Genomic DNA, 26,363 nt, shown 5'->3' on the forward strand with positions numbered 1-26,363 from the left:
ACGGGTCGCCGAGGACGCCCCGGCGGGCCGCGGCGAGGCGTTCCTGCTGCAGGGCGGGGACTGCGCGGAGACGTTCGCCGACGCGAACGCGACCCGCATCCGCAACAAGATGCGCACCATCCTGCAGATGGCGGTCGTGCTCACCCACGGCGCCAGCACGCCGGTGGTCAAGATGGGCCGGCTCGCGGGCCAGTACGCCAAGCCGCGCTCGTCGGACGTCGAGACGCGCGACGGCGTGACCCTGCCCGCGTACCGGGGCGACATGGTCAACGGGCACGAGTTCACGACCGTCTCGCGCACGCCCGACCCGCGGCGCCTCGAGCAGGCGTACCGGATCTCGTCGGCGACGGCGAACGTCGTGCGGGCCTTCACGCAGGGCGGCCACGCCGACCTGCGCCGGGTGCACGAGTGGAACCGCGGCTTCATGCGCAACCCCGCCTTCGCGCGGTACGAGCGCACGGCCGCGGAGATCGACCGCGCGATCCGCTTCATGGAAGCGTGCGGGGCGGACTTCGACGCCCTGCGCTCCGTGGAGTTCTACCTCAGCCACGAGGCGCTCATCCTCGACTACGAGCGGGCGCTCACCCGGGTGGACGCCCGGTCCGGCGAGGCGTACGCGACGTCGGCCCACTTCCTGTGGATCGGCGAGCGCACCCGCCAGCTCGACGGCGCGCACGTGGAGTTCCTCTCGCGGGTCGCCAACCCGATCGGGGTCAAGCTCGGCCCGACGACGTCGGCCGACGACGCCCTCGCGCTGGCCACGCGGCTCAACCCGGCCAACGTCCCGGGCCGGCTCACGTTCGTCACCCGCATGGGCGCCGGCAGGGTGCGCGACGTGCTGCCCGAGGTGGTCGAGAAGGTCACCGCGGCGGGCGTGGCCGTGACCTGGGTGACCGACCCGATGCACGGCAACACGATCACCTCGGACAGCGGCTACAAGACGCGCCGGTTCTCCGACGTGCTCGACGAGGTGACCGGCTTCTTCGAGGTGCACCGCGCCCTGGGCACCGTGCCGGGCGGGCTGCACATGGAGCTCACGGGCGACGACGTCACCGAGGTGCTCGGCGGCAGCGAGGAGATCGACGACGCAGGGCTCGCGCTGCGGTACGAGACGCTCGTCGACCCGCGCCTCAACCACCAGCAGTCGCTCGAGATGGCCTTCCGCGTGGCGGAGATGCTCACGAGCTGGTGACGCGCGCCCTCGCCCGGGCGCTCACCAGATGGTGAGGGTGACCGTGCTGCCCTTCGGGGCCCTGCCGGTGGTGTCCTGGAACCGGACGGTGTCGAGGATGCCGCCCAGGTAGGTGTTCTCCTCGACCACGAAGCCGGCCTTCTCCAGCGCCTTGCGGGCCGGCTCGGTGTGCTTGCCCACGACGTTCGGCACCTCGACCAGGGGCGGGCCCTGGGAGATCGTCAGCGTGACGGTGTCCGTGCGGTGCGCGGTGGCGCCCTCCTTCGGGTCCTGCGCCAGCACGTGCCCCTTCGGGACGTCCTCGGAGTACTCGGGGTCGGCGAGCTCGACGACGAGCCCCAGCCCCTCCAGGTCCTCGACCGCCGCGTCCTTCTCCTTGCCCACCTCCTGCGGCACCTGCACCGGGGCGGGACCGTCCGAGACGGTGAGCGTCACGACCGTGTCGTGCCGCTGGCGCGAGCCCTCGTCCACCGACACGTCGAGCACCTCGCCACGACGGGCCTCGTCGTCGTACGACCGGGTCGGGTCGCCGACGGTGAAGCCCGCGTCCTCCAGGGCGGCGGTGGCGTCCTTGTCGCCGGCACCGACCAGGCCTTCCGGCACCGTGAGCATCTGCACGCCGCGGGACACGACCAGCTCCACCGAGCCGTCGGTGCGGACACGGTCGCCGGGCGCTGGCACGGTCGTGACGACCGAGCCCTCCGGGACGTCGTCGTCGAACGCGCGGCTCGTCGTCGTCTCGAGGCCCGCGTCCTCGAGCACGGCGCGGGCGTCCTGGGCGGCGACCCCGGCCACCCCCGAGGGCACCGAGGTCCAGGCGCCGGGGCCGTCCGCGAACCACCACCACGTGCCCAGCCCGCCGCCGGCGAGCACCAGCACGAGCGTGAGGGCCCACGCGACCGCGCGACGTCGCCGGGAGGGACGCCGGTACGCCTCCGTGGGCTGCTCGACGAGCCGGTCCGTGGGCTGCGCCGGCGCGCGCGCCGACACCTCCTGGAAGAACGCCGTCGGGATCTCGTCGACCGCGTCCGTCCCCGCGCGGCCGTCGTCCTCGTCGCCGTGCGCCGCGTCGCCCGGGCCGTCGGGGTCGGAGGACCCGGGCTCGGCGACGGCGGCGGGCGGCTCCGCCCGTCGCGCGAGCACGTTGTCGTCGAGCGCCGAGCGCAACGCCTCGACCGCCGCGAGCGCCGCGCCGGCGTCCGGCGGGCGCCGCTCGGCGTCCCGGGCCGCGAAGGACGCGACGAGCGCGTCGACCTCGGCGGGGAGCCAGTCCACGAGCGAGGACGGGGCCGGGAGGTCCTCGTGCACGTGGTGGAAGGCGACCTGGATCGGCGTCTCGCCCGCATAGGGCAGGGTGCCGGTGACCAGCTCGTACGCCAGCACCCCGACCGCGTAGACGTCGGTACGGGCGTCGCAGGTGCCGCTGGTGATCACCTCGGGCGCCAGGTAGGCGACCGTGCCCAGCACGGTGCCGGTGGCGGTGGTGGTCACCTCCGTGACGGCGCGGGCGAGGCCGAAGTCGGCGACCTTGACCCGCGCGCCCGGCACGGCGTCGCCGGGGGCGTCGTCCCGGGCGGGGTCCGGTGCGGGGTCCGGTGCGGCGTCGTCGCCGACGACGAGCACGTTCTCCGGCTTGACGTCCCGGTGGACCAGCCCCTTGCGGTGCGCGGCGGCGAGCGCGGCGAGCACCTGCGCGACGACGTCGAGCGCGCGGCCGAGGGTGAGCGTGCCCGACGCGTGCAGCTCGCGCCGCAGGTTGGTGCCCGGCACGTACTCCATGGCGAGGTAGCTGGTGTCGCCGTCGACGCCCTGGTCGTAGACCGCGACGACGCCGGGATGGGTGAGGCGGGCGGCGGCGCGCGCCTCCCGGCGGAAGCGGGACACGAACGCGGCGCCGTCCACGCCGTCCGCGAGGTGCGGGTGCATCACCTTGATCGCGACCTCGCGGTCGAGGCGGCGGTCGGTGGCCCGGTACACGGTGGCCATGCCCCCGCGGGCGACGCGCGCGACGATCTCGTACCGCCCGTCGACCAGGCGGCCGAGCATCGGGTCGGTCGTCGCGATGGCCACGCGACGAGTGTAGGGGTGCCCCGTTCGGCAGGCCCGTAGGCTGGCCCGGTGAGCGACACCACCGCGCCGGAGCCCGGCGCCCCCGGCACCGACAGCACCGACGACCGCACCGCCCTGGAGTCCCTCGTGGACGAGTGGCTCACCCTGCCCGACGTGGCGGAGGTCCTCGGCACCGACGTGAGCAAGGTGCGCGGCCTGGTCTCCGAGCGGACTCTCGTGGGGATCAAGCGGGGCGAGCGGAACACGTTCCAGGTGCCCGCCGCGTTCCTCGTGACGGACGACGGGGCTCCGCAGGTGCTCCGCACGCTGCGCGGCACGGTCCTGGTGCTCTCCGACGTCGGGCTGGACGACGCCGCCATCCTGCGCTGGTTGTTCGAGACGGAGCCCTCGATCGGCGCCGCCCCGATCCGGGAGCTGCGCGCCGGACGCCGCGCCGAGGTGCGGCGGGTGGCCCAGGCGCTGCTCTGACGCCGGGTTGCTCCGGGGGTTGCTCCGGTCGGGTCAGGCCGCCCGGTCGACGGCGGCCCGCGCCAGGTCCAGGAGGACCTCGCGGCCCGGCTCGGCGAGCCCGGCCGTGGACAGGGCGTCCAGAGCGCCGTCCGCGAGCGTGTCGATGAGGGTCTCGACGCCGTCGAGCGCCCCCGAACCGGCGATGACCCCGCGCAGCCGCTCGACGGTCGCGGCGTCGAGGGCCGGGTCGCCGAGGTGCGCGACGACGAGGTCGCGGTCGGCGGCCCCCGCGGCGGCCAGCGTGCGGGCCATCAGCACCGTGCGCTTCCCCTCGCGCAGGTCGTCGCCGGCGGGCTTGCCCGTCACGGAGGGGTCGCCGAACACGCCGAGCACGTCGTCGCGGAGCTGGAACGCCTCACCGAGCGGTAGCCCGGCGTCCGAGACGGCCGTGACGCGCGCGGGCGACGCCCCGGCGAGGACCGCACCGAGCACGAGCGGACGCTCCACCGAGTAGCGTGCCGACTTGGCGCGCAGCACGTCCCGGGCCCGCTCCTCGTCGGCCGCGGGGTCCAGGCCCCAGGGCTCGGCCTGCACGAGCACGTCCAGGTACTGGCCCACGACCACCTCGGTCTGCATGGCGTCGAACAGCGAGCGGGCCGCGGCCGCGCGGTCGGCGGGCAGGTCGGCGACGGCGGCCGCCATCTCGCGCTGGCACGCGACGAGGCACAGGTCGCCGAGCAGGATCGCGGCGGACGTGCCGAAGCGCTCGGCCGATCCCGCCCAGCCGGCGCCGGTGTGCCGGGCCTCGAAGGCGCGGTGCGCGGTGGGCTCGCCGCGGCGCGTGTCCGACGCGTCCATGACGTCGTCGTGCAGGAGGGCGGCGGCCTGGAACAGCTCGAGCGCCGCCCCGGCCCGCACCACCGCGTCCCGCTCGGGGCCGTCCGCCGCGCCGCCGTGGGCGCGGTAGGACCAGTAGCAGAACGCCGCGCGCAGCCGCTTGCCCCCGCGCAGCAGCACGGCGGCCTGGTCGGTCAGCGCGGCCGCCGGGGCGCCGATCGCGGCGACCTCCTGGGCGAGGGTGTCGAGGTGCTCCTCGACCCGGGTGTCGACGTCGGTGCGGAGGTTCTCGAGGTCGACCAGCGACGCGGCGGAGGGCATGCCGACAGCCTATGCGCCCGGCCAGGAGGTCCGGACGGGCGAGGCCCGTCAGCGGGCCCCGTCAGCCGACGACGACGGAGCCGCTGACCGTCACCAGGCGGCGCTCGCCGTCGTCGAGCACGCCGAGGGTGACGGACTCCACGACCGGACCGGCGTCCTTCTTCCCCTGCTCCTTCCCCCGCGGCGTGCTCTCGCGGCCGAAGGTGGTCTGGGCGGTGAGGCCGGAGAAGCTCGACGTGCCGGACTCCTCGAAGCCTGCCTTGCGGAGCCGCGTCGCGAGCTGGTCGATGACCTCCTGCGTGCTGCGCTGCGTGGCGAGGTTGAGGGTGACGTCGGTGAGCCCGCCCTCGCCCGCGGCGGCCGAGCTGGCGAGGACCGTCGCGTCCTCGGGAGCCCCGAGCAGCTCCTCGGGGAACCCGTCGGCGTACCCGCCGACCGTCGTGTCCGGGTCGAACGTGGGCAGGGCTGACGCGTCGTCCGGTGCCGGCTCCGGGGCAGGGGCGTCGGTGGCGCCGCGCACCCCGACGCCGGAACCGTCGTCGCCGGTGGCGGAGACGTCGTCGTCCGGGCCGGCGTCGCCGAGCAGACCGCAGCCGGACAGCGCGAGGAGCGCCGTGAGCGCCGCTGCCCCGACGCCGCGCGCGCCCGGCCCGGGCGCAGTTCCCGCCCGGGGGCGACGCGGACGACGGGGGAGCGAGGGCACGGCGCCTACCGTAGCGGCCCGTGGCGACCCCGCCGCACCCCGAGTCAGGGGACAGCTCAGCACGGACAGCACGGGACAGCACGTGACGTCTGGGACGTCTCACGGCGGCGCGGACTTGGGAGCCTGCCCCCAGCGCGGTGCCGTCCACAGCCGGGCGCCACGCGCCGCCGCGGCCCGCGGCCGTGCACTGGGATCGACCCCATGGACGCCGCATACGCCACCGACCGCGCCGGGGAGCCCGGCCTCGCCTTCGACACCCCGCTCGTGCTCCGATCCTCGTGCGACCTGCTCGCGGCCGTGCCGTACCTGCTGGGGTTCCGTCCCCGGGAGTGCCTGGTCGTCGTCGCGGTCACCGAGGACGGACGGGTCGGCCTCGTCGCGCGGACCGGCCTGGCCGACCCCGACGAGCCCTCGGGCGGGCCCGGGGACGAGGCGGACGGCGGGACGAGCGGCAGCGCGGGCGTCGTCGCCCGCGCGGTCGCGCGGGTCGGGGCGCGCCTGGCGCTCGTGGTGCTCTACACGGCGTCCCCGCCGGACGAGGTCCGGGCGCGAGAGGCGGCGGTCGTGGGGGCGCTGGAGGAGTCCCTGGGCCCGACGGTCGACGTGGAGGCCTGGCTGGTGGGTCCGGACGGCTACCGCGGCCTCGACTGCGTGGACCCCGCGTGCTGCCCGGCGCGAGGACGACCCGTGAGCGAGCTCGAGCACGGCGAGGTGGGGGCGGCGTTCGTGGTCGCCGGGCGCGTCATCGCGGCCTCGGAGCAGGAGGCGCACCGGGTCCGCGCGCTGCCGGCGGGCGTGCGCGGCCGCGTCGCGAAGGCGGCCGTGCGGGCGGAACGGACGCGCGCCGCGGCGGCCGACGCGGCGCGCGACGCGCTGGGGCGCTGGCGTGCCGAGGCCTACGGGGTCTGGTGCGACCTAATGCGCCACGCGGCGGCGGAGCTGCGCACCTGCCCCGCCGGCGACGTCGAGCTCCCGCCGGCACGCCTCGGCCGCCTGGCGGTGGCGCTCGCGGACGTCCGGGTCCGCGACGCCGTGCTGCTGTCGCTGGTGCCGGGCGGCCGGGAGGCGGCGGACCGGACGGCGCGGGCGGGCGGGGACGGCGACGTCGCGCCCGACGTGGAGGCGGCCACGGCCCGCGCGATCGCCCGGGTGGTGGACCCGCGGGTCGGGGTGCCGCCCGACGGGGCGACCGCCGACGCCGCGCGGCTCGTGCTGGAGCAGCTGGTGGGCGGCGCGCCGCGGCGGTGGCACGCGCCGCCACTCGCGCTGCTGGGCTTCCTGGCGTGGTGGCGGGGCGACGGGTGGCTCGCGGCCCGGCGGGTGCGCGAGTCCGCGAGGCAGGACCCCACCTACCGGCTGGCAGCGCTCGTCGCCGGCGTGCTGGAGGCGGCGGTGCCGCCCGGCTGGGTGAGCGCGGCGGGAGGACCAGCCTCGGAAGCAGCGGACGGCCGGGCCGGTGCCGGCGAGGGGGCCCTGGCGGCCGATGCGGACGGCGTCGCCGGTGTGGCCGGTGTGGCCCGGCCGACGGTCGGGTAGCGTGCCCCCATGGCGATCGTCGTCGGACTCCTGAGCACGGCCGAGGGACAGGCGGCACTCGCCGCAGCGAAGCGCGAGGCGCACGAGCGGTCGGTCCCGCTCACGGTCGTCGTCACCCGGGACGACGGCGGGCCCGAGAGGCAGGCGGTCGAGGACGACCTGGCCTCCTCGGGGCTCGCCTACGCGGTGGTGGGCGGCACGGGAGACCTCGCCGAGGACCTCGTGCGCACGGCGCAGGAGGCGGGCGCCGAGCTCATCGTGGTGGGGCTGCGCCGACGCAGCCCGGTGGGCAAGCTGATCCTCGGGTCCGGCGCGCAGCGCATCCTGCTCGAGGCGCCCTGCCCGGTCCTGGCGGTCAAGCCGTGACGACACGCGCGCCCGTGCCGCCGTGCGGTGTGACGCTCGCGACCGTCCTCGGGCGGCCGGGCGTGACGACGCGCAGGGTCCGGGGCCGCCCGGCCGCCTGGAGATTCGCCCGCCGTTCCGCCCGTGCGGCCGGGAATCTTCGTGGCGCCCCGGACGTTGAGCCAGGACCGGGGAACGGACGACGTGGGTACGGGACTGGGCGCAGGAGCCCGTGGTGCCCTTCCGTCGCGGATGTCGCCGGTACAATAGAGGTGTCCGCCTGAGCCACGACAGTCCGAGTCGGAGGCCTTGACGGCGGTGCACCGTCCCCTCGAATGCCGAAAGGTCGGTTTGTGGCGTCCACTGCGCAGAACCCTGCACTTCCCCGCGAGTTCGAGCACCCTGCCCTGCAGGGGCTGCTCGCTCGAGGCACCGCCGACGGCCGGGTCGACGCCGAGAGCTTCCGCGCTGCCTGCGAGAACGCCGCGGTGGCGGACCCCAAGCGTCTGAAGGCGGTCCTGCGCGCCTTCGCGACCGCCGGGGTGGAGATCGGTGTGCCGACGGCCACCAAGGTCGCCGCCGCCAGCGCGAGCCGGGGGACGACGACCCGTGCGAAGGCGCCGGCGGCTCGGCCTGCGAGCGCGGTGAAGTCCTCGACCGTGACGAGCTCCTCCGTGAAGTCGGCGGCCTCGACGGACGACGAGGAGGCCGAGGCGGCGGCCGCGGCCAAGAAGCCCGCGGCCAAGGGAGGCGCGACCAAGGCGGCCGGCACCAAGGCGGCCAAGGGCGCGAAGCCGGCCCGCGGCCGGAAGGCGGCGTCGAAGGACGAGCCCGCCCCCGAGGACGCCGAGGACGTCGAGATCGACGACGTGACCGAGGGCGACGACGAGCCGGAGAACGAGGCTGTCGAGCAGCCCGCCGCCAAGGGCGGCAAGGCCGGCACCGGCAAGGGCGAGGACGAGGAGACCGGCTTCGTCGTCTCGGACACCGACGACGACGACCAGCCCGCGCAGCAGGTCGTCACGGCGGGCGCGACCGCCGACCCCGTCAAGGACTACCTCAAGCAGATCGGCAAGGTCGCGCTCCTGAACGCCGAGCAGGAGGTCGAGCTCGCCAAGCGCATCGAGGCCGGCCTGTTCGCCGAGGAGCGCCTGTCGAAGGACTACGCCACCTACGACAAGACGAAGGCGAGCGCCGACGAGCGCCGGATGTACCGCGACCTGCGGTGGATCGCGCACGACGGCAAGCGCGCCAAGAACCACCTGCTCGAGGCGAACCTGCGTCTCGTCGTCTCCCTCGCCAAGCGCTACACCGGCCGCGGCATGCTGTTCCTGGACCTGATCCAGGAGGGCAACCTCGGTCTGATCCGCGCGGTCGAGAAGTTCGACTACACCAAGGGCTACAAGTTCTCGACGTACGCCACCTGGTGGATCCGGCAGGCGATCACCCGCGCGATGGCCGACCAGGCCCGCACCATCCGCATCCCGGTGCACATGGTCGAGGTCATCAACAAGCTGGCCCGCGTGCAGCGTCAGATGCTCCAGGACCTGGGCCGCGAGCCCACCCCGGAGGAGCTGGCCAAGGAGCTGGACATGACCCCCGAGAAGGTGGTCGAGGTCCAGAAGTACGGTCGTGAGCCCATCTCGCTGCACACCCCGCTGGGCGAGGACGGCGACAGCGAGTTCGGCGACCTCATCGAGGACTCCGAGGCCGTGGTCCCGGCCGACGCCGTGAGCTTCACGCTGCTGCAGGAGCAGCTGCACCAGGTGCTCGACACCCTGTCGGAGCGCGAGGCGGGCGTCGTCTCCATGCGCTTCGGCCTCCAGGACGGACAGCCCAAGACGCTGGACGAGATCGGCAAGGTCTACGGGGTGACCCGCGAGCGGATCCGCCAGATCGAGTCCAAGACGATGTCGAAGCTGCGGCACCCGTCGCGGTCCCAGGTGCTGCGCGACTACCTGGACTGATCCGCACCGCAGGAGCACGCCGTCACGAGAGCCCCGGTACCCGTCGGTACCGGGGCTCTCGTGCGTCCGCGACCGGACGGGTCGTGCGCGCGGCGGCTAGCGGACGTCGTCGACGGCCCCCCACCGCGACGACGGGTCGAGGACACCGGCGGGGTCGAGACGTCGGCGCAAGGCCACGAGGCGGTCATAGGTCGCCGGCCCGTACGACTCGCGCACCAGCGCGGCGGACACGTCGTCCCGGGGACCGGCGAAGTTGAGCAGCGAGCCGCCGGTGGCCCACGGCGCCAGCGCGTCGTGCACCGCCTGCAGGTGGTCGGCGGCGTCGGGCGGCCCCACCGGGCTGCCGAGCGCCCCGGTGAACAGGGTGCAGGCGGCGTCCCGCCCGCCGACGGCGTTCGCCACGGCCGGAGGCCGGGCCGCCGCGCCGCCCAGGAGGCGGATCTCCGCCGCGAGGACGGGGGAGTCGGGCGGCACCGCCCCGAGGAACGCGTCGACCGTGTGCTCGGTGAGCTCGCCCAGCAGGCCGCCTCGCTCGACGAACGGCATCGGGTCGTCCGGGTCCGCGTGCACGGCCCCGATCCGGTCGTACGGCAGGTCGCCGACCGCGTCGAGGATCGGTGTCGCCACGCTCCGCAGGTCGGCCACGAGGGGGTCGGGGGCGGCGAGGTGTCCGTGCCGGACGTAGCGCACCACGAGCACCGCGCGCCCGCGCAGCGGTTCGGGCACGTCGGGCAGCGGCGGCAGGTTCAGCCGCGCGACCGAGGTGGAGACGTCGTCGGCGAGCGTCGGGGTGTGCTCGCGCCACCGGTGCAGCACGGCGGGCGCGTCGTCGACGTCGAACCAGAGGGTGCCCGCGCGCACGACGGACAGGGGGAACAGGTCGAACGTCATCGAGACGACCACGCCGAACGCGCCGCCGCCGCCGCGCAGGGCCCAGAAGAGGTCGGGATGCTCGCTCGCCGTCGCGGTGACGAGGTCGCCCGCCGGGGTCACGACGTCCAGGGAGCGCACGTGGTCCGCGGCGAAGCCGAACGTGCGCGCCAGCGGGCCGAGGCCGCCGCCGAGCGTGTAGCCGACCACCCCGACGTGCGGGGACGACCCGCACAGCCCGCCCAGCCCGAACGGTGCGCCGGCCTCCAGCACGGCGGCCCAGGGGACGCCGGGGCCGACGGTGGCGGTGCGCCTGCCGGGGTCGACGTCGAGCCGGTCGAGCGCGGACACGTCGAGAAGGAGCTCGTCGGGGCCGGTCGCCGGCGCGCCGTGACCCGTGGAGCGGACGCCCACGCCGACGCCGTGGGCGGCCGCGGACCGGACGGTCGCGACGACGTCCGCGACGCTGGCCGCCCGGACGAGCAGTGCCGGCCGGTGCGCGATCGCGAGGTTGAAACCCGGGAGCGCGGCGCCGTAGGCGGGCTCGCCGGGCTGCAGGACGTCGCCGTCGAGCGCGCGCGCCAGCGCGGCTCGCAGGCGGGCGGTCCGCGGCAGGTCGCGGACGGTGGGGGCTGCGCTGTCGCTCATGGTCTCTCCTGGAGCTCGGGACTGTACCGAGAGGAGAGAGGCGGGCGGCCGGGCAGTCGTGACGGCGGCGCCGGGGGACACGCGGGTGAAACGCAGCGGTCTGCCGTGGACGCACGAGAGCCCCGCACCATGGTGCGGGGCTCTCGAGGTTCGTCCGTCGTGGCGGGTCAGCGCGCCCCGTGCTCCTCGTGGAGACGGTCCGTCTCGTCCTGGACGTGGACGGCGACACCCTGGTAGGCGTCCGCGTGCGCGCGTGCGTGGTGCCCGCAGAAGAGGAGCTCTCCGACAGGCAGGACCACTCGCACGTACGCCTGGGCGCCGCAGCGGTCGCAGCGGTCGGCGGCGGTCAGCGGCTGGGTCGGTTCGGTCGTCGTGGTGCTCACATGACCATCCAACCAGACCGGTGGCCCGGAGCATCCCGGACCCGGGCCGGGTTCGCTCCCGGCATAGCGGCGTGGAGCACACGGAACACCCGTTCGAGTCGTCTACCCTCGTTCCCGTGACAGCCACCTCCGAGTCCGGGTACACCGCGCGCCACCTGTCGGTCCTCGAGGGCCTCGAGGCGGTGCGCAAGCGCCCCGGCATGTACATCGGGTCCACGGACTCGCGCGGCCTCATGCACTGCCTGTGGGAGATCATCGACAACTCGGTCGACGAGGCCCTGGGCGGGTTCGCCACCGCCATCCGCGTCGTCCTGCACGCGGACTCCTCGGTGACGGTGGAGGACGACGGCCGCGGCATCCCGGTGGACGTCGAGCCCAAGACGGGGCTCACGGGCGTCGAGGTGGTCTTCACCAAGCTGCACGCGGGCGGCAAGTTCGGCGGCGGCTCGTACACGGCGTCGGGCGGCCTGCACGGCGTCGGAGCCTCGGTGGTGAACGCGCTCTCGGCGCGGCTCGACGTCGAGGTCGACCGCGGCGGCAAGACCTACGGCATGACGTTCCACCGCGGCGAGCCGGGCGTGTTCTCGGACCCGGCCTCCGGACCGTCGCCGGAGTCGCCGTTCGAGCCGTTCGTGTCCGGGTCGGAGCTCGCGGTCGTCGGCAAGGCCAAGCGCGGCGTCACCGGCACGCGGGTGCGGTACTGGGCCGACCGGCAGGTGTTCCCCAAGACGGCGGTGTTCAGCTACGACGAGCTCGTCACGCGCGCCCGCCAGACGACGTTCCTCGTGCCCGGCCTGCGGATCACGGTGCGCGACGAGCGCGGGCTGCCGGGCACGCCGGGGGAGACGGGCCCGCACGAGGAGGTCTTCCAGCACGACGGCGGCGCGGTGGACTTCGTCGAATTCCTCGCGCCGGACGCGCCGGTGACCTCGACGTGGCAGCTCAAGGGCAGCGGCCACTTCACCGAGACGGTGCCGGTGCTGGACTCCCGCGGCCACATGTCGCCGCAGGAGGTGCAGCGCGACTGCGAGGTGGACGTCGCCCTGCGCTGGGGCGGCGGGTACGACACCGAGGTCCGCACGTTCGTCAACATCATCGCGACGCCCAAGGGTGGCTCCCACCTGTCCGGGTTCGAGCAGGGCCTGCTCAAGACGGTCCGCAAGCAGATCGAGGCGAACGCGCGTCGCCTGAAGGTCTCGACGAAGGACGCGGCCGAGCGCATCGAGAAGGACGACGTCCTCGCCGGCCTCACCGCCGTGGTCACGGTGCGGCTCGCGGAGCCGCAGTTCGAGGGCCAGACGAAGGAGGTGCTCGGCACCGCGCCGGTGCGGGCCATCGTGTCGCGCGTCGTCGAGAAGGAGCTGGGCGCCCTGCTCACGTCGTCCAAGCGCGACGAGAAGGCGCAGGCGGCGCTGCTGCTCGAGAAGGTCGTGGCCGAGATGCGCGCCCGCGTCACGGCGCGCAAGCAGAAGGAGATCTCCCGGCGCAAGAACGCCCTCGAGGCGTCATCCCTGCCGGCGAAGCTCGCGGACTGCCGCAGCGACGACGTGAACCGCAGCGAGCTGTTCATCGTCGAGGGCGACAGCGCCCTCGGCACGGCCAAGCTGGCCCGCTCGAGCGACTTCCAGGCGTTGCTGCCGATCCGCGGCAAGATCCTCAACGTCCAGAAGGCGTCGATCAGCGACATGCTGCGCAACGCGGAGTGCGCCGCGATCATCCAGGTGCTCGGCGCCGGCTCCGGCCGGTCCTTCGACCTGGACGCCGCCCGCTACGGCAAGATCGTGCTGATGACGGACGCCGACGTCGACGGCGCGCACATCCGCACCCTGCTGCTCACCCTCTTCTACCGGTACATGCGGCCGATGCTGGAGGCGGGCCGCGTGTTCGCCGCCGTCCCGCCGCTGCACCGGGTGGAGGTGCTGGGCAGCGGCCGTCGCAAGAACGAGTACCTGTACACGTACTCGGAGGCGGAGCTCACCGCGACCCTGAAGAAGCTGGATCGGGCCGGGCGCCGGTACAAGGAGGACATCCAGCGCTACAAGGGCCTGGGGGAGATGGACGCCGACCAGCTCGCCGAGACCACCATGGACCCGCGGCACCGCACGCTGCGCCGCGTCACGGTGGAGGGCGCCGAGGCCGCCGAGCGTGTGTTCGAGCTGCTCATGGGCAGCGACGTCGCGCCACGCAAGGAGTTCATCGTCGCCGGGGCGAGCACGCTCGACCAGTCGCGGATCGACGCCTGACCCCGTCGGGTCGCCGTCCGCATGGCGGCCCGAGCGGCGGGTGCGCTCCGGTGGTGGTTACCCTCTGGCCGTGAAGACCGCACCGCGCCGGACGGCGCCACGACTGCTCGCACTCCTGCCCGCGCTGGCCCTGACCACAGGGTTCGTGGCCGGGTGCTCGGAGGGCGGCTCCTCGGACGGCGCGTCGCCCTCGGTCTCCGCGTCGGTGGAGGCCACCGGGCAGGTGGCCGAGAACGTCGGCAAGTTCTCCTACGAGGGCGAGGACGGCAAGACCGCTCTCGAGCTGCTGCAGGAGAAGGACCCCGGCGCGCAGGTGCAGGGCGAGGGCGAGCAGGCCTACGTCACCGCGATCCGCGGGCGCGAGGCCGACCCGGCGACGGAGTTCTGGGGCCTGTACGTCGACGACGAGATGGCCCAGGTCGGCGCGGGAGCGCTCGAGACCAAGGACGGGCAGACCATCACCTGGAAGCTCGAGGAGATCCAGCAGTGACCGCCGCGACCTCCCGCCTGGACGCCCCGCTCCCGGCCCGCGAGCTCGTGCACCGGTGGTGGCGCCCCGCGCTGGCGGTGCTGCTCGTCGCGGGCGCCGTCGTCTGGCGGCTGGTGCGGGCCGACCTCGGCGCGCCGCCGAACCTCGAGCTCTCGACCGCCGCGGCGTTCGCCGCCGCCGGCCTGCTGCGCCACCGGCTCGCGATGCTCGCGCCGCTGGTCGTGGTCGCGCTGAGCGACGTCCTGCTCGGCAACTCGTCGGTGCTGGTGTTCACGTGGACCGCGTGGGCCGTGATCGGCGCCGGCGCCTGGTGGGCCGGCCGCACCCGGGGTGCGACCGGCCGCCTGGTCGCCGCGCTCGGCCTCGGCGTCGGCGGCTCGCTGTTCTTCTACCTGTGGACCAACGCCGGCGTGTGGTGGCTCGGCCGGGGCACGTTCTACCCCGAGGGCCTGGACGGCCTGCTGGCCAGCTACGTCGCCGGGCTGCCGTTCCTGCGCCCGATGCTGCTGGGCAACCTCGTGCTGGTCCCGCTCGCGGCCGGGCTCGTCGCCCTGGTGGCGCGGCTGGAGCGTGCCTGGGGGGCCGCCCCCGCGGCGGTCGCCGCGCGATAGCCTCGGGGGAGAACCGACCGTCACGACAGGAGGCGACCGATGCCTGCCGACCGGATCCGCCGGATGACCTTCGCCAGCATCTACCCGATGTACGTGCAGAAGGTGGAGCGCAAGGACCGCAGCACCGACGACCTCGACCGCGTCCTCACCTGGCTCACCGGCTACGACGACGCCGGCCTCGAGAAGGCGATCGCCGACGAGGTGGACCTGGAGACGTTCTTCGCCCAGGCGCCCGCGATGAACCCGAACGCGACGCTCATCACCGGGGTGATCTGCGGCGTGCGCGTCGAGGACATCGACGACCCGCTGATGCAGGAGATCCGCTGGATGGACAAGCTCGTCGACGAGGTCGCCAAGGGCAAGAAGATGACCTCGATCCTGCGCGGGGACCAGGCCGCCTAGCGAGGCAGCCGCAAGCCCATGGTCAGCCCCCACGGCTGGTGCTCCAGCGTGCGGAAGCCCAGGTGCTCGTAGAAGCCGATGGCGCGCACGTTCCGGCCGCCGACGCCGAGGTGGATGCCCGGCGCGCCGGTGGCGGCCACGGCGTCGAGCACCGCCTCGAGCACGCGGCGGCCGCGGCCGCCGCCCTGCGCCTTCGGGAGCAGGTCCACGTGCAGGTGCGCGGGGTACTCCGCGAGCCACGGGGCGTCGGTGCGCGACGGCGCGTGGATCGTGCGCAGCAGCCGGGCGTCCGGCGACTCGTCGTCGTCCGCGGGGACGGCGTAGCGGGCACGCAGCGCCGGCCACCAGCTCGCCTCGCAGCGGCGCTCGAAGTCCGTGGTGCTCGCGGTGGCCACGCAGTAGCCGACCGCGGTGCCGTCCGGGCGGCGCAGCACGCGCGCCAGCTCGGGCTCCAGCTCGAGGTACGCCCCGAGGTAGACGTGGCCGAGGAGGTCGCCGTCGGCGTACAGGTCGGTCGCGTCCTCGCCCGAGTCGCCGGTGCGCAGGCACACGGCGTAGAGGTCGTCGCGGTCGGCGGGGCGGTAACGGTCCACCTCCGTCGTGGGACGGGCGGTGTCGGCGGGGGTCGTGACCTCGTGTCGGGGCTGCGCGCTCATGGTCGTATCGTCCCTGGTCGCGGCCGAGACGTCGAACCCTCGGTGTGCAGCTTCGTCCGTGGGACCTCGGGCGTCGTGCTCCGCCATGCCCGCGAGACATGCGTCCGCGTCACACGCTGAAGTACTTGGCCTCGGGGTGGTGGAAGACGAACGCGTCGGTGGACTGCTCGGGGTGCAGCTGCAGCTCGTCGGACAGCGTCACCCCCACGCGCTCGGGGCGCAGCAGCTCGACCACCTTGCGACGGTCCTCCATGTCGGGGCACGCGGGGTAGCCGAGGGAGAAGCGGGCGCCGCGGTACTGCAGCTTGAACAGGCCCTCGACGTCGGCGGGCTCCTCGCCCGCGAAGCCGAGCTCGTCGCGCACGCGGGAGTGCCAGAACTCGGCCAGCGCCTCGGTGAGCTGCACGGACAGGCCGTGCAGCTCCATGTACTCGCGGTAGGCGTTCGCCTCGAAGAGCTTCGCGGTGTGCCCCGAGACGGCGTCGCCGACGGTGACGAGCTGCACGGGCAGCACGTCGAACCGGCCGGTCTCCTCGGCGAACGACCGGGGCCGGACGAAGTCCGCCAGGCACAGGTGCCGGTCGCGGCGCTGGCGCGGGAACCGGAACCGCAGCCGCTCCGTGCCCGGCTCGCCGCCGGAGCCGCCGTCGGGCCCGTCGTGGTGCGCCACCACGACGTCGTCGCCGTCGGACCACACGGGGAAGTACCCGTACACGACGGTGGGGTCCATGATCTGGTCGGTGCGCACGCGCTCGAGCCAGGCGGCCAGGCGGGGCCGGCCCTCGGTCTCCACCAGCTCCTCGTACGACGCGCCGTCGTCCCCGCGCCCGGGCTTGAGCCCCCACTGGCCCATGAACGTCGCGCGCTCGTCGAGGAACGCCGCGTAGTCGGCGAGCTGGACGCCCTTGACCACGCGGGTGCCCCAGAACGGCGGGGTGGGCACGGGGTTGTCGGCGGCGACGTCGGAGCGCGCGGGCAGGTCCTCCGGCGCGGTCTCGGTGACCGTGACGACGCCGTGCCGCCGCTTGCGCAGCGCGGGCAGTCCGACGGACTCCGGGTCCGCGCCGCGCGCGATCGCGACGAGCGGCTCCATGAGGCGCAGGCCCTCGAAGGCGTCCTTCGCGTACCGGACGGTGCCGGGGAACGCGGACGCGAGGTCGTCCTCCACGTACGTGCGGGTCAGGGCCGCGCCGCCGAGCAGCACAGGCCAGCGCTTCTCCAGCCCGCGGGAGACCAGCTCCTCGAGGTTCTCCTTCATCACGACCGTCGACTTCACGAGCAGCCCGGACATGCCGATGACGTCGGCGTCGTGCTCCTCGGCGGCCTCGATCATGGCGCTCACCGGCTGCTTGATGCCGATGTTCACCACCGTGTAGCCGTTGTTGGTGAGGATGATGTCCACGAGGTTCTTGCCGATGTCGTGCACGTCGCCGCGCACGGTGGCCAGCACGACCGTCCCCTTGGACCGGCCCTCGCCGCCCTCGACCTTCTCCATGTGCGGCTCGAGCAGCGCCACCGCGGTCTTCATCACCTCGGCCGACTGCAGCACGAACGGCAGCTGCATCTGTCCCGAGCCGAACAGCTCGCCCACGACCTTCATGCCGCCCAGCAGGTGGGTGTTGACGATGTCGAGGGCCTTCATGCCGCCGGCCAGCGCCTCGTCGACGTCCTCCTCGAGCCCCTTGCGCGCGCCGTCGACGATCCGGCGCTCCAGCCGCTCGCCGACGGGCAGCGCCGCGAGCTCCGCGGCGCGCTGGTCGCGCAGGGCGGTGGCGTCGACGCCGCTGAAGAGCTCGAGCAGGTGCGCCAGCGGGTCGTGCACGAGGTTGCCCTCGTCGTCGTACCGGCGCCGGTCCCACACCAGGTCCTCGGCGGCCCCCCACTGCTCGTCGGGGATGGCGTTGCGGGGCAGGATCTTCGCGGCGTGCACGATGGCGGAGTCGAGGCCCGCCTGCGTCGCCTCGTGCAGGAACACCGAGTTGAGCACGGTGCGCGCGGCCGGGTTGAGGCCGAACGACACGTTCGAGACGCCGAGCGTGGTGTGCACGCCGGGGAAGCGGGTGGTGATCTCGCGGATCGCCTCGATCGTCTCGATGGCGTCGCGCCGCGTCTCCTCCTGGCCCGTGGCGATGGGGAAGGTCAGGGCGTCGACGATGATGTCGTCCACCCGCATGCCCCAGTCGCCCGTGAGCTGCTCGATCAGGCGGGTGGCGATCGCGACCTTGCCGTCCTTGGTGCGCGCCTGCCCCTCCTCGTCGATGGTCAGCGCGACGACGGCGGCGCCGTGCTCCTGCACGAGCGGCATGATCCTGGCGTAGCGCGAGCCGGGGCCGTCACCGTCCTCGAAGTTCACCGAGTTCACGACGGCGCGGCCGCCGAGCAGTTCGAGGCCCGCCTGCAGCACGGCCGGCTCCGTGGAGTCGATCACCAGCGGCAGCGTGGACGCCGACGCGAGCCGCGAGACGACCTCGCGCACGTCCGCGACGCCGTCGCGTCCCACGTAGTCGACGCAGACGTCGAGCAGGTGCGCGCCGTCGCGGGTCTGGGCGCGGGCGATGTCCACGACGTCGTCCCAGCGGCCTTCGAGCATCGCCTCGCGGAACGCCTTCGAGCCGTTGGCGTTGGTGCGCTCGCCGATGGCCAGGTACGACGTGTCCTGGCGCAGGTCGGTGTGCGAGTAGAGGGACGCGACGCCGTTCTCGCGCTTCGGGTCCCGGTCGGGCAGCTCCCGGCCGCGCACGGCCTCGACCACCTGGCGCAGGTGCTCCGGTGTGGTGCCGCAGCAGCCCCCGACCAGGCCGAGCCCGAACTCCTGCACGAACTGCGTGTGCGCCGCGGCCAGCTCCTCGGGGGTGAGCGGGTAGACGGCGCCGTGCGGCCCCAGCTCCGGCAGGCCCGCGTTGGGCATGCAGGTCACCGGGACCTCGCTGTGCCGCGCGAGGTGGCGCAGGTGCTCGCTCATCTGGTCCGGGCCCGTGGCGCAGTTCAGGCCGATCGCGTCGACGCCGATCGCCTGGAGCGTGGTGAGCGCGGCGCCGATCTCCGACCCCATGAGCATGGTGCCGGTGGTCTCGACGGTGACGGAGACGATGACGGGCACCGACCGGCCGACCTCGGCGATCGCGTCGTGACAGCCCGTGACGGCGGCCTTCGCCTGCAGCAGGTCCTGGCTGGTCTCCACGAGCAGCGCGTCCGCGCCGCCCTCGAGCAGGCCCGCCGCCTGCTCGGCGAACGTCGCGCGCAGGTGGGCGTACGTGGTGTGCCCCAGGCTCGGCAGCTTGGTGCCCGGCCCCATCGAGCCGAGCACCCAGCGCGGGTGGTCGTCGGTCGCGAACGCGTCGGCCCGGCCGCGGGCCAGGGCCGCGCCCGCCCGGGCGAGCTCGCGGATGCGGTCGTCGATGCCGTAGTCGGACAGGTTCGACCAGTTGGCGCCGAAGGTGTTGGTCTCGATCGCGTCGACGCCCACCTCGAGGTACTCGTCGTGCACCGACCGGATGATGTCCGGTCGGGAGACGTTGAGGATCTCGTTGCAGCCCTCGTGCCCCTCGTAGTCCTCGAGGGTCGGGTCCGCGGCCTGGATCATCGTGCCCATGGCCCCGTCGGCCACCACGACGCGCGTGCGCAGCGCCTCGCGCAGGGCGGTGGAACGGGCGTCGGCGGCAGGGTCGAGCGTGGTCGTCACCCGAGCAGCGTAGTCGCGGGGCGGGAAAATCCCGTGCGGGGGCCGCACCGTGAGACCTACCGTCGGGGCGTGACCACCGTCCGCCCCGCCCCGCCCCTCAGGTCCCTCGCCGAGCGTGCGGGCGCCCCGTCCGCGCTGCCGTCGCTCACGGCCGGCGGACTGACGTGGCGCCCCGCGACGCGCGACGACGCCGGCCCGCTGCTGGACCTGCGCAACACCGTCGCGGAGGCGGACGGCGAGCCCTACCGGGAGACGGCGGACGAGCTGCGTGAGGTCCTCGGCGCCCCGTGGCTCCGCCTCGACACCGACTCCGTGCTCGGCGAGGACGCCGAGGGCAGGCTGCGCGCCTACGGCTACGTCGAGACCATGCCCGGCGACACGAACCGCTTGCGCGCGTTCCTGTGGGGAGCCGTGCACCCCGACCGCCGCGGCGAGGGCATCGGCCGGGAGCTGTTCGCCTGGCAGGAGGCGCGGGGCCGGCAGCTGCTCGCCGAGTCGGGCAAGGACGTGCCCGCGCGGCTCGCCGGCTTCCTCGAGGACACCGCGCCCGCCCCGAAGGTCCGGCTCTACGAGCGGGCCGGCTTCACGCCGCGGCGCTTCTACTCCGACCTCGAGCGGGACCTGCGCGACCTCGACGCGCACCCCCTGCCCGCCGTCGACGTCGACGACGGGCTCCGGCTCGTCCCCCTCGGCGACGAGCACGACGAGCCCGCGCGCCTCGCCCACAACGACGCGTTCCGCGACCACTGGGGGAGCGAGCCGCAGACCACCGAGCAATGGCGCAGCGGGCGCGCGACGTACGCCCCGGAGTGGTCGTTCGTGGTCGTGGACCCGGAGCCGGACGTCCCCGCCCTCCTGGCCGACCCGCACACCGACGCCGAGACGGCGGCCGCGCTGCGGGCGGGCGAGCCTCTCGTCGTCGGCTACCACGTCGGCGCGCGGTACACGGCGGACTTCGCGGTGCGCGGCTACCCCTTCGGCTACACGGAGATCCTCGGCGTGCGCCGCGCCTACCGCGGGCGCAAGCTCGCCGTGGCGCTGCTCGCCGCGGCGATGCGGGCCTTCGCCGACGACGACATGGCGGTCGCCGCGCTCGACGTCGACACGCAGAACCCCACGGGCGCGCACGGGCTGTACGCGAGCCTGGGATACACGAAGCGGCACGGGTCGCGGCTGCTGACGATCGAGCTCTGAGGGCCGCCCCCGCGGGGAATCCGGCGGTGGTTTCGGCCCGGCGCCCGCGGGGCCTAGGCTGCCCCGCGTGACCGACGTCGTTCATCCCGGGCTGCTCCCGGCGCCGCCCGAGCGGCTCCTGCCCACCGTCACCTCGCGCGCGGCCGCCGTCGCGCTCGCCATGCTCACAGTGCTGCACCTCGTGGCCCAGGTGGCCGAGGCGAGCACGTGGGCGCGGGTCACGCAGGTCTGCCTCATGCCCCTGCTCGCCGTGTCGCTCTGGTGCGCCGCGCCGGCCCCGCGCTCGCGGCTGGTGCGCCTGGTCACCGTGGCGCTCGGCCTGTCCTGGCTCGGGGACACCGCGCCGGCGGCGTTCACCGGGGACGCCGCGTTTCTCGTCATGGTGGGCTTCTTCCTGCTCGCCCAGGTGGCGTACGCCGTGGCGTTCTGGCCCACCCGCCGCGCGAGCGTCGCGCGCCGGCCGGCACTCCTCGCGCCCTACGTGCTCGCCGCCGTCGCGCTCGTCGCGGCCTGCGCCCCCGGCGCGCCGGGGCCGCTGCTGGCCGCCGTGGTGGTGTACGGGGTGTGCCTGGTGGCGATGGCGGTGCTCGCCACGGGCGTGCACCCGCTCGCCGGCGCGGGCGGCATCGTCTTCCTGGCGTCCGACGCCATGATCGCGCTCGGCGCCTTCACCGGCTGGTTCGACCCGCCTGCCTCCGGATTCTGGGTCATGCTCACCTACGTGGCGGGTCAGGCGCTGCTGGTGGCCGGGGTGCTGGCCTGGAGCTGCAGCCAGCTGCCGGGCTCCGGGACGGGCGTGAAGCCCGCGCGCTCGTAGATCCGCCGGCCCTCGTCCGACGCCCGCAGCAGGACGCGCTTCAGGCCGAGCTGCTCGACGTCGGCCAGGGCCCGCGAGACGACGGCGCGGCCTAGGCCGTGGCCGCGGTGGACGGGATCGACGATCACGTCCGCGAGCCAGCCGAACGTCGCGCCGTCGGTCACCAGCCGCGCGTAGGCGGCCAGCTCGCCCGTCGCCGTGAGCGCCCCGTAGCTGCGGGACCCCGCCATCGCGCCGCGATGGACCTCCAGGGAGCGTCCCTCGGCCCAGTACGCGTGCGCGGCGAGGAGCGCGTGCGCGCGGGACGCGCCGATCCGCTCCGGGTCCGTGGTGAGGGTGAAGCCGTCGGGAAGCTCGAGATCGGGCATGGCGGCAGTGAAGCAGCCGGGCGTGTCGGAGGTCACACCTAATCTCGGGACATGGACATCATCCTGGTCCCCGGCTTCTGGCTCGACGGTTCCGCGTGGGACGACGTCGTTCCCGTCCTCGAGCGCGCCGGGCACACCGCGCACCCCGTGACGCTGCCCGGCATGGGCTCGCCCGAAGCGGACCGCTCCGGCATCCACCTCGCCGACCACGTGGACGCCGTCGTCGCGGCGATCGACGCCGTCCCCGGCGGCGGTCCGGTCGCTCTCGTCGGGCACTCGGCGTCCGGGGGGCTGGTCTACGCCGCCTCGGACGCCCGTCCGGAGCGGGTCGCGCACGTCGTGTACGTGGACACCGGCCCGGTGGCGGACGGCCAGGCGGTGAACGCGGACTTCCCCGCCGATGCCGTCGAGTACCCGCTCGATTGGGACGAGTTCGAGGAGGACTCGCTGCGCGGCATGACGGAGGAGATCCGCGCCGACGTCCGCTCGCGCTCGGTCCCGCAGCCGGGGGCGACGGTCCGCGAGGGGCACCGGTTGAGCGACGACGACCGTCGGCTCGACATCCCGTCCACGGTGGTCGCGTCCGAGATGCCGGGCGAGGTGCTGCGGAGCCTTATGGCCCAGGGCCACCCGTTCGTCGCAGAGCTGGCCCGGCACCACCGCTACGAGATCGTGGACCTGCCCACCGGCCACTGGCCGATGTTCACGCGGCCGGTGGAACTGGGGGAGATCATCGTCGCCGCCCTGAGCGGCTGACGAGCGCCGGGGGGGGGGCTCAGCCGATCGCGGCGACCGGGGCGGGCAGCGGCTGCCCGGAGCCGTCGCGACGGTCGGTGCTCTCCGGCAGTTCGGCCGGCTGGCCGGCGCCGCCGACCGCGCGCGCCGGCCCCTCGCCGACCCAGGCCAGGACGAGGCCGTCCTCGCCCTTGAGGAAGCGGTGCGCGCGCACCCCGCCGGTGCCGCGCCCCTTGCCGGGGTACAGCTCGTACGGCGTGACCTTGGCGGAACCGCCGCCCGTGCCGGGCAGCGCGCCCGACGTCCCCGCCACCGTGACGACGGTGTGCAGGTCGCGGGTCGCCGCACGGGCCACGCCGAAGAAGACGACCTGCTGGCCGGCGCCGAGGCGGATGCCCGCCATGCCGGCGGCGGCGCGGCCCTGCGGGCGCACGGCGGAGGCGTCGAAGTGCAGCAGGCTCGCGTCCGAGGCGACGAAGACGAGCTCGTCCTCGTCGCCGACGGGCGCGGCGCCGACCACCCGGTCGCCGTCCTTGAGGGCGATGACGTCCCACTCGTCGCGGTTCGCGGGCACGTCGCCCGCGGCGACGCGCTTGACGACCCCGTTCGCGGTGCCGAGCGCGAGCGTCGGGGCGTCCTCGTCCAGGGAGACCACGGCCAGCGCGGTCTCGCCGGGCGCCAGCGCGACCAGCTCGCTCACCGGGATGCCGCCCGACAGCGACGGCGGGCCGTCGACGGGGGGCAGCGCGGGCAGGTCGAGCACGGACACCCGCAGCAGGCGGCCCGCGGAGGTGACGAGACCGACGTCGCCGCGCGTGGTGGTCGCGACGTCGCCGCGCATCGCGTCGTGCGCGTGCCGGCGGCCGGCGCGCTCGAGGGGCGCGTCCGCGGCCTCGCCCGACGTGCGGGCCAGGAGCCCGGTGGCGGACAGCAGCGCCCGGGTGGGGGAGTCCGCGATTTCCAGGCTGATGGCGGGCGCCTTGCTGCGGCCATTCGTGGCCGCGGGGGCGGTGGCGCCGCCGGCCGAGTCGAGGAGCACCGTGCGGCGCGGGGTGCCGTAGGTGGAGGCGACCTCGCCCATCTCGGCGCCGACGACGGCGCGCAGGCGGGCGTCGTCGGCGAGGATCTCCTGCAGCTCGGCGATCTCGCGCTCCAGCTCCGACTGCTCCTTCTCCAGCTCGATGCGGGAGAACTTGGTGAGGCGGCGCAGCTGGAGGTCGAGGATGTACGTGGCCTGGGGCTCCGACAGGTCGAAGACGCCCATGAGACGCTCGCGCGCCGCCGCGGCGTCGTCGGAGGAGCGGATGACCTGGATGACCTCGTCGATGTCGACGATGGCGAGCAGCAGGCCCTCCACCAGGTGCAGGCGCTCCTGCCGCTTGGCGAGCCGGAACGTCGAGCGGCGCCGCACCACGTCGATGCGGTGCTCCACCCACACGCGCAGCAGCTCGAGCAGGCCGAGCGTGCGCGGCTGCCCGTCGACGAGGGCCACGTTGTTGATGCCGAAGGAGTCCTCGAGCGGCGTGGTGCGGTACAGCTGCTCGAGCACGGCGTCGGGGTCGAAGCCGGTCTTCACCTCGACGACCAGACGCAGGCCGTGGGTGCGGTCCGTGAGGTCCTGCACGTTCGTGACGCCCTGGATCTTCTTGGCCTTCACGCCGTCGGCGATCTTCTCGATCACCTTCTCCGGGCCGACGCCGTAGGGCAGCTCGGTGACCACGATCCCCTTGCGGCGGGGTGTGACGTTCTCGACGCGGGCCGTGGCACGGGTGCGGAACGTGCCGCGCCCGGTGCGGTAGGCGTCGCGCACGCCGTCCAGCCCCACGATCTTGCCGCCCGACGGCAGGTCCGGGCCGGGCACGAAGCGCATGACGTCGTCGAGCGTCGCGTCGGGGTGCGCGATGAGGTACTGGGCGGCCGCGACGACCTCGACGAGGTTGTGCGGCGCCATGTTCGTCGCCATCCCGACGGCGATGCCGGACGCGCCGTTGACCAGCAGGTTCGGCACGGCGGACGGCAGCACGGACGGCTGCGTGAGCTTGTTGTCGTAGTTCGGGACGAAGTCGACGACGTCCTCGTCGAGGCCCGCCGTCATGGCCATGGACGGCGGGGCGAGCCGGGCCTCGGTGTACCGGGGGGCGGCGGGGCCGTCGTCGAGCGAGCCGAAGTTCCCGTGCCCGTCCACCAGCGGCAGGCGCATCGAGAAGTCCTGCGCCAGACGCACCAGCGCGTCGTAGATCGCGGTGTCGCCGTGCGGGTGCAGCTTGCCCATGACCTCGCCGACCACGCGCGACGACTTCACGTGCGCGCGGTCGGGCCGCAGGCCCATGTCGGACATCATGTACAGGATCCGGCGGTGCACCGGCTTGAGGCCGTCGCGGGCGTCCGGCAGGGCGCGCGAGTAGATGACGGAGTACGCGTACTCGAGGAACGACGTCTCCATCTCCGCCGCGACGTCGATGTCGACGATCTTCTCGTCGAACGGCTCGTCGGTGGCGGGTGCGCTGCTGCTCTTGCGCGCCATGCGGTGCGGCTCCTGGCTCGGTGGGCGGCTCGGTGGGGTGCGGGCGTCCTCGCGGACGGCACCAGACTCTAGCGGGGGCCGCCCACAGGGTGGCGCAGGCGCGGCGACGGGACGCTGTCGGGAGGCCCGGATAGCCTGCACGGGTGGACGCACCCGACACTCCGGACGTGCAGCCGGGCGCTGAACCGGATCCCGAGTACCCGGTGGCGTGGGAGGCCGACGTCGTGCTGCGCGACGGCACCACCATGCACCTGCGCCCGCTGCGGCCCGACGACGCCGACGCGATCCAGCGCTTCCAGGAGGCGCAGTCCGAGCGGTCGGCGTACTTCCGCTTCTTCGCGCCGGTGCGCCGGCTCACCGACCGGGAGCTGAACCGCCTCACGCACCTCGACCAGCGCGACCGGGTGGCGCTCGTGGCCGTGCGCCCCGGCGTCGACGACGCCGGGAACCCGCGCGAGGACGTGCTCGGCGTCGCGCGGTACGACAAGGTCGCGCCCGCCGAGGCGGAGGTGGCGTTCAACATCGCCGACGCGATGCAGGGCAAAGGCCTGGGCTCGGTGCTCCTGGAGCACGTCGCCGCGGCGGCGCGCGAGCGCGGCGTGCGCCGCTTCACCGCCGACGTCCTGCCGCAGAACTCCTCGATGCTCGCCGTCTTCCGCGACGCCGGGTACGCGGTGAGCCAGCACCTCGACGACGGCGTGGTCAGCGTCGCGTTCGACCTCGACCCCACGGAGCGCTCCCGCGAGGTCATGGCGGACCGCGAGCACCGCGCCGAGGCGCGCTCGATGCAGGCGCTGCTGTCCGCCCGGCGGGTCCTGCTCGTCGGGCCGGGCCCGGCGGGGCCCGGGGGAGCGACGCCGGAGCACCACCTCGCGCAGCGCGTCGTCGACGCCGCGGCGGCGGACCCGGGGGACACCCGGCTCACCGTGCTCGGCGTCCCCGGCCCGGTCCCGGACGCCGACGGGCTGCGGGTGGCGACGTCGTGGGACGACGCGCTGGGGGCCGCCGGCGGCGGTGTCGGTGCCGACGACGCGAGCGACGGCGCGAGCGACGGTGCGAGCGAGGACGGCGTCGACCTCGCGCTGCTGTCGGTGCCGCCGGCCGACGCCGTCGACGCGGTGCGCCGCCTGGCCGGACGAGGCGTGCGCGGCGTCGTCGTGCTCGCCGCCGGGTACGCCGAGACCGGGCCGGACGGCCTGGCCCGGCAGCGCGAGCTGGTGCGCGCCGCGCACGCGGGCGGGATGCGCGTGGTCGGCCCCGCGTCGTTCGGCCTGCTCACCACGACGCCCGGCGCGCGGCTGCACGCCAGCCTCGCGGAG

At 74.6% G+C, this 26,363-nt stretch carries 22 protein-coding genes; 13 read left to right on the forward strand and 9 right to left on the reverse strand.

Going from position 1 to position 26,363, the window contains the following annotated elements:
- Positions 1–1,192: 3-deoxy-7-phosphoheptulonate synthase class II (locus ACFUVW_RS07275; RefSeq protein WP_430570658.1), on the forward strand; the 1,192-nt coding region annotated here is incomplete at its 5' end.
- Positions 1,193–1,213: 21 nt separating this feature from the next.
- Here ACFUVW_RS07275 and ACFUVW_RS07280 read toward each other — a convergent pair.
- Positions 1,214–3,262, reverse strand: coding sequence for a PASTA domain-containing protein (locus tag ACFUVW_RS07280; protein ID WP_430570659.1), 2,049 nt, complete (start codon positions 3,260–3,262; stop codon positions 1,214–1,216).
- Between the two features lie 48 nt (positions 3,263–3,310).
- Here ACFUVW_RS07280 and ACFUVW_RS07285 point away from each other — a divergent pair, with 48 nt between their 5' ends.
- A complete protein-coding gene (locus tag ACFUVW_RS07285; RefSeq protein WP_430570660.1) occupies positions 3,311–3,730 on the forward strand; it encodes an Rv2175c family DNA-binding protein in 420 nt (139 codons plus the stop codon).
- Between the two features lie 33 nt (positions 3,731–3,763).
- On the opposite strand, the gene ACFUVW_RS07290 is transcribed toward ACFUVW_RS07285, so the two are convergent.
- Together ACFUVW_RS07290 and ACFUVW_RS07295 are read right to left on the reverse strand one after the other, a co-directional pair.
- Entirely contained in the window at positions 3,764–4,870 is a 1,107-nt protein-coding gene (locus ACFUVW_RS07290; RefSeq protein ID WP_430570661.1) for a polyprenyl synthetase family protein, read from the reverse strand.
- A 61-nt stretch (positions 4,871–4,931) separates the two neighbouring features.
- The gene (locus ACFUVW_RS07295; RefSeq protein WP_430570662.1) at positions 4,932–5,573 is read right to left on the reverse strand and encodes a hypothetical protein; all 642 of its coding nucleotides are present in this window, start codon (positions 5,571–5,573) and stop codon (positions 4,932–4,934) included.
- A 201-nt stretch (positions 5,574–5,774) separates the two neighbouring features.
- Between ACFUVW_RS07295 and ACFUVW_RS07300 the strand changes: the two genes are divergently transcribed.
- From ACFUVW_RS07300 to ACFUVW_RS07310, 3 genes are all read left to right on the forward strand, one after another.
- A complete protein-coding gene (locus tag ACFUVW_RS07300; RefSeq protein ID WP_430570663.1) occupies positions 5,775–7,109 on the forward strand; it encodes a DUF4192 domain-containing protein in 1,335 nt (444 codons plus the stop codon).
- Positions 7,110–7,118: 9 nt separating this feature from the next.
- Positions 7,119–7,475, forward strand: a complete 357-nt coding sequence (locus tag ACFUVW_RS07305) for a universal stress protein (protein ID WP_430570664.1) — start codon at positions 7,119–7,121, stop codon at positions 7,473–7,475.
- A gap of 332 nt (positions 7,476–7,807) precedes the next feature.
- Positions 7,808–9,421, forward strand: a complete 1,614-nt coding sequence (locus ACFUVW_RS07310) for an RNA polymerase sigma factor (RefSeq protein WP_430570665.1) — start codon at positions 7,808–7,810, stop codon at positions 9,419–9,421.
- Between the two features lie 96 nt (positions 9,422–9,517).
- Here the strand turns inward: ACFUVW_RS07310 and ACFUVW_RS07315 are convergent, their stop codons facing one another.
- Together ACFUVW_RS07315 and ACFUVW_RS07320 are read right to left on the reverse strand one after the other, a co-directional pair.
- Positions 9,518–10,939, reverse strand: coding sequence for an FAD-binding oxidoreductase (locus ACFUVW_RS07315; protein WP_430570666.1), 1,422 nt, complete (start codon positions 10,937–10,939; stop codon positions 9,518–9,520).
- 167 nt (positions 10,940–11,106) lie between these two features.
- On the reverse strand, positions 11,107–11,322 hold the full coding sequence (locus ACFUVW_RS07320; protein ID WP_429729875.1) for a DUF7455 domain-containing protein: 216 nt from the start codon (positions 11,320–11,322) through the stop codon (positions 11,107–11,109).
- A 116-nt stretch (positions 11,323–11,438) separates the two neighbouring features.
- Here ACFUVW_RS07320 and ACFUVW_RS07325 point away from each other — a divergent pair, with 116 nt between their 5' ends.
- The 4 genes from ACFUVW_RS07325 to ACFUVW_RS07340 all read left to right on the forward strand — a co-directional run bounded on the left by ACFUVW_RS07325 (position 11,439) and on the right by ACFUVW_RS07340 (position 15,068).
- Positions 11,439–13,565, forward strand: a complete 2,127-nt coding sequence (locus ACFUVW_RS07325; protein WP_430570667.1) for a type IIA DNA topoisomerase subunit B — start codon at positions 11,439–11,441, stop codon at positions 13,563–13,565.
- A 70-nt stretch (positions 13,566–13,635) separates the two neighbouring features.
- Positions 13,636–14,055 (forward strand): DUF4430 domain-containing protein, encoded by a 420-nt coding sequence (locus ACFUVW_RS07330; protein WP_430570668.1) that lies wholly within the window; start codon positions 13,636–13,638, stop codon positions 14,053–14,055.
- Positions 14,052–14,666 (forward strand): DUF6580 family putative transport protein, encoded by a 615-nt coding sequence (locus ACFUVW_RS07335; RefSeq protein ID WP_430570669.1) that lies wholly within the window; start codon positions 14,052–14,054, stop codon positions 14,664–14,666. The genes ACFUVW_RS07330 and ACFUVW_RS07335 overlap by 4 nt, the downstream gene beginning before the upstream one ends.
- Before the next feature lie 39 nt (positions 14,667–14,705).
- Positions 14,706–15,068 carry a DUF2200 domain-containing protein gene (locus tag ACFUVW_RS07340; protein ID WP_430570670.1) on the forward strand — a complete coding sequence of 121 codons (363 nt, stop codon included), beginning with the start codon at positions 14,706–14,708 and terminating at the stop codon, positions 15,066–15,068.
- Here ACFUVW_RS07340 and ACFUVW_RS07345 read toward each other — a convergent pair.
- A complete protein-coding gene (locus ACFUVW_RS07345; RefSeq protein WP_430570671.1) occupies positions 15,065–15,724 on the reverse strand; it encodes a GNAT family N-acetyltransferase in 660 nt (219 codons plus the stop codon). The two genes, ACFUVW_RS07340 and ACFUVW_RS07345, sit on opposite strands and share 4 nt — an antisense overlap.
- Positions 15,725–15,833: 109 nt before the next feature.
- Positions 15,834–19,406 carry a methionine synthase gene (metH, locus tag ACFUVW_RS07350; protein ID WP_430570672.1) on the reverse strand — a complete coding sequence of 1,191 codons (3,573 nt, stop codon included), beginning with the start codon at positions 19,404–19,406 and terminating at the stop codon, positions 15,834–15,836.
- A gap of 69 nt (positions 19,407–19,475) precedes the next feature.
- On the opposite strand from metH, the gene ACFUVW_RS07355 reads away from it, so the two are divergent.
- Together ACFUVW_RS07355 and ACFUVW_RS07360 are read left to right on the forward strand one after the other, a co-directional pair.
- Positions 19,476–20,600 (forward strand): GNAT family N-acetyltransferase, encoded by a 1,125-nt coding sequence (locus ACFUVW_RS07355; RefSeq protein ID WP_430570673.1) that lies wholly within the window; start codon positions 19,476–19,478, stop codon positions 20,598–20,600.
- 67 nt (positions 20,601–20,667) lie between these two features.
- On the forward strand, positions 20,668–21,417 hold the full coding sequence (locus tag ACFUVW_RS07360; RefSeq protein ID WP_430570674.1) for a lysoplasmalogenase: 750 nt from the start codon (positions 20,668–20,670) through the stop codon (positions 21,415–21,417).
- On the opposite strand, the gene ACFUVW_RS07365 is transcribed toward ACFUVW_RS07360, so the two are convergent.
- Entirely contained in the window at positions 21,330–21,785 is a 456-nt protein-coding gene (locus ACFUVW_RS07365; RefSeq protein ID WP_430570675.1) for a GNAT family N-acetyltransferase, read from the reverse strand. The two genes, ACFUVW_RS07360 and ACFUVW_RS07365, sit on opposite strands and share 88 nt — an antisense overlap.
- Positions 21,786–21,836: 51 nt before the next feature.
- On the opposite strand from ACFUVW_RS07365, the gene ACFUVW_RS07370 reads away from it, so the two are divergent.
- Positions 21,837–22,541, forward strand: coding sequence for an alpha/beta fold hydrolase (locus ACFUVW_RS07370; protein WP_430570676.1), 705 nt, complete (start codon positions 21,837–21,839; stop codon positions 22,539–22,541).
- A gap of 19 nt (positions 22,542–22,560) precedes the next feature.
- Here the strand turns inward: ACFUVW_RS07370 and ACFUVW_RS07375 are convergent, their stop codons facing one another.
- Positions 22,561–25,044, reverse strand: coding sequence for a DNA topoisomerase (ATP-hydrolyzing) subunit A (locus ACFUVW_RS07375; protein WP_430570677.1), 2,484 nt, complete (start codon positions 25,042–25,044; stop codon positions 22,561–22,563).
- A gap of 143 nt (positions 25,045–25,187) precedes the next feature.
- Between ACFUVW_RS07375 and ACFUVW_RS07380 the strand changes: the two genes are divergently transcribed.
- A partial coding sequence (locus ACFUVW_RS07380; protein ID WP_430570678.1) for a GNAT family N-acetyltransferase occupies positions 25,188–26,363 on the forward strand: 1,176 nt, incomplete at its 3' end.

Origin of the sequence: Isoptericola sp. NPDC057391 (assembly GCF_042668085.1) — a bacterium.
Classification (GTDB): domain Bacteria; phylum Actinomycetota; class Actinomycetes; order Actinomycetales; family Cellulomonadaceae; genus Isoptericola.

Coding starts and splice junctions, on each gene's coding strand:
- ACFUVW_RS07290 (WP_430570661.1), bottom strand. CDS start 4,870: ATGCCCTCCGCCGCGTCGCTGGTCGACCTCGAGAACCTCCGCACCGAC.
- ACFUVW_RS07300 (WP_430570663.1), top strand. CDS start 5,775: ATGGACGCCGCATACGCCACCGACCGCGCCGGGGAGCCCGGCCTCGCC.
- ACFUVW_RS07305 (WP_430570664.1), top strand. CDS start 7,119: ATGGCGATCGTCGTCGGACTCCTGAGCACGGCCGAGGGACAGGCGGCA.
- ACFUVW_RS07315 (WP_430570666.1), bottom strand. CDS start 10,939: ATGAGCGACAGCGCAGCCCCCACCGTCCGCGACCTGCCGCGGACCGCC.
- ACFUVW_RS07340 (WP_430570670.1), top strand. CDS start 14,706: ATGCCTGCCGACCGGATCCGCCGGATGACCTTCGCCAGCATCTACCCG.
- ACFUVW_RS07345 (WP_430570671.1), bottom strand. CDS start 15,724: ATGAGCGCGCAGCCCCGACACGAGGTCACGACCCCCGCCGACACCGCC.
- ACFUVW_RS07365 (WP_430570675.1), bottom strand. CDS start 21,785: ATGCCCGATCTCGAGCTTCCCGACGGCTTCACCCTCACCACGGACCCG.
- ACFUVW_RS07370 (WP_430570676.1), top strand. CDS start 21,837: ATGGACATCATCCTGGTCCCCGGCTTCTGGCTCGACGGTTCCGCGTGG.
- ACFUVW_RS07375 (WP_430570677.1), bottom strand. CDS start 25,044: ATGGCGCGCAAGAGCAGCAGCGCACCCGCCACCGACGAGCCGTTCGAC.